The sequence below is a fragment of the Streptomyces sp. HmicA12 genome, from assembly GCF_000373565.1.
GTDB lineage: Bacteria > Actinomycetota > Actinomycetes > Streptomycetales > Streptomycetaceae > Streptomyces.
In genome coordinates this window covers 1-8,104 of the sequence record NZ_KB891829.1, presented here as the reverse complement: position 1 = coordinate 8,104, position 8,104 = coordinate 1, and the positions used below count along the sequence as shown (strand labels likewise).

Here is an 8,104-nt window from a genome sequence, read left to right as displayed (position 1 = left end):
CAGGCCTTCAACACGGCCGCGTCCTTCGTCTCCAACACCAACTGGCAGTCGTACTACGGCGAGCAGGCGATGGGCCACGTCGTGCAGACCGGCGGCCTCGCGGTGCAGAACTTCGTCTCGGCGGCCGTCGGNATCGCCGTGGCGGTGGCNCTCGTACGGGGCTTCGCCCGCTCCCGCACCGGTGAGCTGGGCAACTTCTGGGCCGACCTGGTNCGNGGCNNCGTCCGCNTCCTNATCCCGATCTCNGTNNTCGGCGCGNTCGTCCTGGTCGCCTGCGGCGCNATCCAGAACTTCNCCGGNATNCACGAGGTCGGCCAGTTCNNGGGCGGNANNCAGNAGTGGAACGGCGGCGCCGTCGCCTCCCAGGAAGCCATCAAGGAGCTGGGCACCAACGGCGGCGGCTACTTCAACGCCAACTCCGCCCACCCCTTCGAGAACCCCGACGCCTTCTCCAACCTCTTCGAGGTCTTCCTGATCCTCGTCATCCCGTTCGCGCTGACCCGCACGTTCGGCAGGATGGTCGGCTCGATCAAGCAGGGCTACGCGATCCTCGCCACGATGGCGACGATCTGGGTCGCCTTCGTCGCGCTGATGATGTGGACCGAGTTCGCCCACCACGGCCCGGCCTTCGACGCCGCGGGCGGCGCCATGGAAGGCAAGGAGAACCGGTTCGGCATCGGCGGTACGTCGATCTTCGCGGTCTCCACGACGCTCACCTCGACCGGCGCGGTCGACGGCTTCCACTCCTCCTTCACCGGCCTCGGCGGCGGCATCACGATGCTGGGCATGCAGCTCGGCGAGATCGCGCCCGGCGGCGTCGGCTCCGGCCTCTACGGCATGCTGATCATGGCGGTCATCGCGGTGTTCATCGCCGGACTGATGGTGGGCCGCACCCCCGAGTACCTGGGGAAGAAGATCGGCACCCGCGAGATCAAGTTCGCCGCCTGCTACATCCTCATCACGCCGACCCTGGTCCTCGTCTTCACGGCACTCTCGATGGCCCTGCCGACACCGCCGGACTCCCTGCTCAACTCCGGCGCGCACGGCTTCTCCGAGGTGCTGTACGCGTTCACGTCCGGCGCCAACAACAACGGCAGCGCCTTCGCAGGGCTCAGCGCCGACACCCAGTGGTTCAACACCANGATCGGNCTNGCGATGCTNCTCGGCCGCTTCCTGCCGATGGTGTTCGTGCTCGCGCTCGCCGGTTCGCTGGCCGAGCAGCAGCCGGTCCCGGCCACCGCGGGCACCCTGCGCACCCAGAAGCCGCTGTTCACCGGCCTGCTGGTCGGCACGATCCTGATCATCACCGGTCTCACCTACTTCCCGGCGCTCGCGCTCGGGCCGCTCGCCGAGGGACTCGCGTCATGAGCACCGACACCAAGAAGACGCGGAACACCCAGAATCCAGAGGACGCGATGTCCACAGTCACTCCCACCCGGGCGCCCCACCAGGACGCGCCGACCGGACACAAGCCCGAGGAGGGCAAGGTCGGCGCCGGTCTCTTCGACCCCAAGCAGCTGCTGAAGTCGCTGCCCGACGCCTGCCGCAAACTGCACCCGCGCGTCATGGTCAAGTCCCCCGTGATGTTCGTGGTGCTGGTCGGGTCCGTCCTGACGACGGTGTTCTCCTTCAAGGATCCGTCCGACTGGTTCGGCTGGGCGATCAGCGCCTGGCTGTGGCTGACGGTGATCTTCGCGAACCTCGCGGAGGCCGTCGCCGAGGGCCGCGGCAAGGCCCAGGCCGACACCCTGCGCAAGGCCAAGACCGACACCGTGGCACGGCGGCTCGTGGGCGACCGCGAGGAGCAGGTCCCCGGCACGGAGCTGAAGGTCGGTGACCTCGTCGTCTGCGAGGCCGGCGACATCATCCCCGGCGACGGTGACGTCGTCGAGGGCGTGGCCTCCGTCGACGAGTCGGCCATCACCGGCGAGTCCGCCCCGGTCATCCGGGAGTCCGGCGGTGACCGCAGCGCCGTCACCGGCGGCACGAAGGTGCTCTCCGACCGCATCGTCATCAAGATCACGACGAAGCCCGGTGAGACCTTCATCGACCGCATGATCAACCTGGTCGAGGGCGCCGCCCGGCAGAAGACGCCCAACGAGATCGCGCTCAACATCCTGCTCGCGTCCCTGACCATCGTGTTCCTGCTGGCGGTCGCCACGCTGCCGCCGTTCGCGAACTACGCGGGCAAGAACCTCAGCATGGTCGTCCTGGTCGCCCTGCTGGTCTGCCTCATCCCGACCACCATCGGCGCCCTGCTCTCCGCGATCGGCATCGCCGGCATGGACCGCCTGGTGCAGCGCAACGTCCTCGCCATGTCCGGCCGGGCGGTCGAGGCCGCCGGCGACGTCTCCACGCTGCTGCTCGACAAGACCGGCACCATCACCCTCGGCAACCGCCAGGCCGCCGAGTTCGTCCCGGTGCGGGGCACCACCGAAGCGCAGGTCGCCGACGCGGCCCAGCTCTCCTCGCTGTCCGACGAGACCCCCGAGGGCCGCTCCATCGTCGTCCTCGCCAAGGAGAAGTACGGGCTGCGCGAGCGCCACCAGGGTGAGCTGACCGGCGCCGCCTGGATCGAGTTCACCGCCCAGACCCGGATGTCCGGTGTGGACGTCGACGGCCGCAAGATCCGCAAGGGCGCGACCGGTTCCGTGATCGCCTGGGTCGAGGAACAGGGCGGCCACGTCGCGGCGGACGCGCGCGAGTTGACCGACCGGATCGCGCAGGCCGGCGGCACGCCGCTGCTCGTGGCGGTCCAGGGCTCCGAGGGCGCCCGCGTCCTGGGCGTCATCCACCTCAAGGACGTCGTGAAGGACGGCATGCGCGAGCGGTTCGACGAACTGCGCCGCATGGGCATCAAGACCGTCATGATCACGGGCGACAACCCGCTGACCGCCAAGGCCATCGCCGAGGAGGCGGGCGTCGACGACTTCCTCGCCGAGGCCACCCCCGAGGACAAGATGGCCCTCATCAAGCGCGAGCAGGCGGGCGGCAAGCTCGTCGCGATGACCGGCGACGGCACGAACGACGCCCCGGCTCTCGCGCAGGCGGACGTCGGCGTCGCGATGAACACGGGCACGTCGGCCGCCAAGGAGGCCGGCAACATGGTCGACCTCGACTCGAACCCGACCAAGCTCATCGAGATCGTCGAGATCGGCAAGCAACTCCTCATCACCCGGGGCGCGTTGACGACGTTCTCCATCGCCAACGACGTCGCGAAGTACTTCGCGATCATCCCGGCGCTGTTCGCGGCGGTCTACCCGGGCCTGGACAAGCTGAACATCATGCACCTGTCCTCGCCGAACTCCGCGATCCTGTCCGCGGTCGTCTTCAACGCGCTCATCATCATCGCGCTCGTGCCGCTCGCCCTGAAGGGCGTCCGGTACCGGCCGGTGAGCGCCGACAAGCTGCTCCGCCGCAACCTCGGGATCTACGGCCTCGGCGGCCTGATCGCCCCCTTCATCGGCATCAAGATCATCGACCTGCTCATCTCCCTCATCCCCGGAATCGGTTAGTGGCCATGAACAACTCCGTAGGAAACACAGGCCGGTTGCTCTGGGCGGGCCTGCGCGCCCTGGTCATCCTCACCGTCGTCTGCGGTGTGATCTACCCGCTCGCGGTGACCGGTGTCGCCCAGGCCGTCTTCCACGACAAGGCCAACGGCTCCGAGATCAAGGACTCCGAGGGCAAGGTGGTCGGCTCGTCCCTCATCGGGCAGTCGTACACCGACAAGGACGGCAAGGCGGACCTGAAGTGGTTCCAGGGCCGCCCGCAGAACGGACTCGGCGAGAACAGCGTCAACACCCAGTACAAGCTGATCCTGTCCGGCGCCACCAACCTCTCCGGTGACAGCGGCGCGGACCCGAAGACCAACAAGTGCAAGCCGCTGTCGGCGTACAAGTCCGAAGACGACCAGGCCACCCTCTGCTACAAGGTCCTGTCCGCTCGTGATGCCGTCATCGCCGACAACTCCACGGCGACGTACAAAGTCAAGGCGGCCGACATCCCGGCCGATGCCGTCACCTCCTCTGGCTCGGGCCTCGACCCGGCGATCTCCCCCGAGTACGCCGACCTCCAGGTCCACCGGGTCGCGGAGAAGAACCACCTCTCTGTCGCCCAGGTGCAAAAGCTCGTCGACCAGCACACCTCCGGCCGGCAGCTCGGCTTCATGGGCGAGCCGACCGTCAACGTCCTCAAGCTCAACATCGCGCTCAAGGAACTCGTGGCGAAGCGCTGAACCATGGCCTTGTGCGACCGCGCGGGAGTCGGCGGTCCCGGAGAAACTCCGGGACCGCCGACTCCCGCAGCCATGACAGGAAAAGACAATGAAAGGCGCTCACCGATGACGCGGGTACTGGTGGTGGAGGACGATCCCCAACTGGTCCGGGCCCTCGTGATCAACATGCAGGCACGGAAGTACGACGTGGACGCCGCGCCCGACGGCACCACCGCGCTCCGCCTCGCGGCCCTGCGACAGCCCGATGTCGTCGTGCTGGACCTGGGGCTGCCCGACATCGACGGTGTCGACGTCATACGAGCACTGCGCGGCTGGAGCAGGACACCCATCCTGGTTCTCTCGGCGCGTACTTCCTCGAACGAGAAGATCGCCGCTCTCGACGCGGGCGCCGACGACTACGTGACCAAGCCGTTCAGCATGGACGAGCTCCTTGCCCGGGTGCGTGCGGCCGCCCGCCGGACGGAGGCTGCCCCGCCGACCGCGGACGCCGAAGTGGTCAGCACGCCGGACTTCACCCTGGACCTCTTCGCCAAGAAGGCATCCCGTGGCGGCCGGGACGTCCGCCTCACTCCCACGGAGTGGCATCTGCTGGAGATCCTGGTCTCGCACCCTGGTCGCCTGATCAGCCAGCGCCACCTCCTGAAGGAAGTCTGGGGCACCACCGCCAACAAGACCAACTACCTCCGGGTGTACATGGCGCAGCTGCGGCGCAAGCTGGAGCCCGACCCCTCGCACCCTCGCTACCTCGTCACCGAGCCCGGCATGGGCTATCGCTTCGAGAACTCCGAGAACCGGGACGGCAACTGACCATGGCGCGCGGCAAGCTCCGCATCTATCTGGGCGCGGCGCCCGGTGTCGGCAAGACGTACGCGATGCTGTCCGAGGCGCACCGTCGCGTCGAGCGCGGCACGGACTGCGTCGTCGCGTTCGTCGAGCATCACGACCGGCCGCGGACCGAGGTGATGCTGCACGGCCTGGAGCAGGTCGCGCGGCAACAACTGGAGTACCGCGGGTCGGTGTTCGGGGAGATGGACGTCGACGCCGTGCTCGCGCGCCGCCCCCAGGTCGCCATGGTCGACGAGCTGCCGCACACCAATGTTCCTGGCGCCCGCCACCACAAGCGCTGGCAGGACGTCGAGGAACTCCTCGCGGCCGGCATCGACGTCGTGTCGACCGTCAACATCCAGCACCTGGAATCCCTCGGCGACGTCGTCGAGTCCATCACCGGTGTACGCCAGAAGGAGACCGTTCCCGACGAGTTCGTGCGCCGCGCCGACCAGATCGAGCTGGTCGACATGTCGCCGCAGGCGCTGCGCCGCCGGATGGCGCACGGCAACATCTACAAGCCGGACAAGGTCGATGCGGCGCTGTCCAACTACTTCCGCCCCGGAAACCTCACCGCCCTGCGGGAGTTGGCGCTCCTGTGGGTGGCCGACCGGGTCGACGAATACCTGCAGGAGTACCGCAGCGAGCACCGGGTCTCGAAGATCTGGGGCTCGCGCGAGCGCATCGTCGTCGGACTGACCGGCGGTCCCGAAGGCCGTACGTTGATCAGACGTGCGGCGCGGCTCGCGGAGAAGGGCGCGGGCGGCGAGGTACTGGCGGTCTACATCGCCCGCAGCGACGGTCTCACCGCCGCGTCCCCGAAGGAACTCGCCGTGCAGCGCGCGCTGGTGGAGGACCTCGGCGGCACGTTCCACCACGTCGTCGGCGACGACGTCGCCACCTCGCTGCTCGATTTCGCGCGGGGCGTGAACGCCACCCAGATCGTCCTCGGCGTCTCCCGCCGCAAGTCCTGGCAGTACGTCTTCGGGCCGGGCGTCAGCGCGACCGTCGCCCGCGAGTCGGGCCCGGACCTCGACGTCCACCTGGTCACCCACGACGAGATCGGTGCCGGACGCGGGCTCGTACCGACGCCGCACGGGGGTCTCGGCAGATCACGCAAGCTGTGGGGCTGGCTCACCGGTCTCGTCGGCCCCGCCCTGCTCACCCTGCTGCTGAGCGGACTCGCACCCGGGCTCGGCCTCGCCAACGACATGCTGCTGTTCCTCGCGGTGACCGTGGCGGCGGCCCTGCTCGGCGGGCTCCTGCCCGCGCTCGCCTCGGCCGCGTTCGGTTCGCTGATCCTCAACTGGTTCTACACACCGCCGGTCCACGAGCTCACGATCTCCGACCCGAAGAACATCCTCGCTCTCGCGATCTTCATAGGGGTCGCGGCGTCGGTGGCGTCCGTCGTCGACCTGGCGGCCCGCCGCACCCACCAGGCCGCCCGGCTGCGCGCCGAGTCCGAGGTCCTCTCCTTCCTCGCGGGCAGCGTCCTGCGCGGCGAGACGACCCTTGAGGCCCTGCTGGAACGCGTACGGGAGACCTTCGCCATGGAGTCCGTCGCCCTCCTGGAACGCGAGAACGAGACCGCGCCCTGGACCTGCGCGGGCAGCGTCGGCCCGCGCCCCGAGACCGAGCGCCCCAAGGACGCGGACGTCGACATGCCGGTCGGCGACGGCAAGGCCCTGGTACTGACGGGCCGCGTCCTGCCCGCCGAGGACCGCCGCGTTCTGGCCGCTTTCGCCGCCCAGGCCGTGGTGGTCATCGAACGTCAGCGCCTGCGGTCCGAGGCGGACCAAGCCCGCGCGCTCGCCGAGGGCAACCGCACCCGCACTGCCCTGCTCGCCGCGGTCAGCCACGACCTGCGTACGCCGCTGGCAGGTATCAAGGCGTCGGTATCGTCGCTGCGTTCGGACGAGGTCGAGTGGTCGCCGCACGACCAGGCCGAACTCCTCGAAGCGATCGAGCAGGGGGCGGACCGCCTCGATCACCTCGTCGGCAACCTCCTCGACATGTCCCGCCTGCAGACCGGCACCGTCACGCCGCTGATCCGTGAGATCGACCTCGACGAGGTCGTCCCGATGGCCCTCGGCGGCGTCCCCGAGGACAGCCTGCACCTGGTGGAACTGGAGATCCCCGAGACCCTCCCGATGGTGGTCGTCGACCCGGGCCTGCTGGAGCGGATCGTGGCGAACATCGTCGAGAACGCCGTCAAGTACAGCCCGGACGACCTGCCCGTCCTCGTCGCGGCCAGCGCCCTCGCGGACCGGGTCGAGGTGCGTGTGGTCGACCGGGGCCCCGGCGTCCCGGACGAGGCGAAGGACCGCATCTTCGCTCCGTTCCAGCGCTACGGGGATGCCCCGCGCGGCGCAGGCGTCGGCCTCGGCCTCGCGGTGGCACGCGGCTTCGCCGAGTCGATGGGCGCCACTCTCACGGCGGAGGACACCCCGGGCGGCGGCCTCACGATGGTCCTCACCCTGCAGGCGGTGACGGACCGGGCAAGACCTGCACCGGACCTGCCGGCGAGCGCGACATCGTAAGGGCGCCTGGCCCCTCAGCCGCGCCTCACCCTGACCGACGAACGGAGCAACCGTCTTCGGGTGTTGGCCACCTGGCCGACCGCACCGAGGCCCCGGAGGAGCCCAGGTGAGTACCAAGGGGTACCGGGAACCTGGGGTTTGCCCGTGGTTGTGGACATCTCTTGAGGATCAGATCGTGGGATCTGACATGGAGGTGTCGTGGTGGGTACGTCCCGGTATTCGGAAGAGTTCAAGCAGGACGCGATCAAGCTGGTCGCCTCCACCGGCCGGTCGATCAACTCGGTGGCCAAGGAGCTCGGCGTCAACACCGAGTCCCTGCGGAAGTGGGTCCGTGCGGCCGAGACCGCCACTGGCGGGGCCGGTGAGCCGATGAACCCGGCGGAGCGCGAAGAGCTGAAGCGGCTGCGCAAGCAGGTACGTGAACTGGAGCTGGAGAAGGAGATTCTCAAGAAGGCGGCCCAGTATTTTGCGAAGGAGATGAGTCGATGACCAGCCGCTGGCG

Annotated in this window: 6 protein-coding genes; all 6 read left to right on the top strand. The window is 68.9% G+C overall.

Translation table 11 applies throughout. From position 1 onward, the window contains the following. A partial coding sequence (kdpA, locus tag B072_RS0130150) for a potassium-transporting ATPase subunit KdpA (protein WP_018533682.1) occupies positions 1-1,368 on the top strand: 1,368 nt, incomplete at its 5' end. Further along, on the top strand, positions 1,365-3,515 hold the full coding sequence (kdpB, locus tag B072_RS0130145) for a potassium-transporting ATPase subunit KdpB (protein WP_018533681.1): 2,151 nt from the start codon (positions 1,365-1,367) through the stop codon (positions 3,513-3,515). The genes kdpA and kdpB, both read left to right, overlap by 4 nt. A 5-nt stretch (positions 3,516-3,520) precedes the next feature. Then, complete coding sequence (locus B072_RS0130140; RefSeq protein ID WP_026246453.1) at positions 3,521-4,237, top strand: potassium-transporting ATPase subunit C; 717 nt, start codon at positions 3,521-3,523, stop codon at positions 4,235-4,237. A gap of 105 nt (positions 4,238-4,342) precedes the next feature. Next, a complete protein-coding gene (locus B072_RS0130135) occupies positions 4,343-5,044 on the top strand; it encodes a response regulator (RefSeq protein WP_018533679.1) in 702 nt (233 codons plus the stop codon). A gap of 2 nt (positions 5,045-5,046) precedes the next feature. Beyond that, positions 5,047-7,602: a DUF4118 domain-containing protein gene (locus B072_RS0130130; RefSeq protein WP_018533678.1), complete on the top strand. Its 2,556-nt coding sequence runs from the start codon at positions 5,047-5,049 to the stop codon at positions 7,600-7,602. Between the two features lie 198 nt (positions 7,603-7,800). Beyond that, positions 7,801-8,091 carry a transposase gene (locus B072_RS0130125; protein WP_018533677.1) on the top strand — a complete coding sequence of 97 codons (291 nt, stop codon included), beginning with the start codon at positions 7,801-7,803 and terminating at the stop codon, positions 8,089-8,091. Positions 8,092-8,104: the final 13 nt, after the last annotated feature.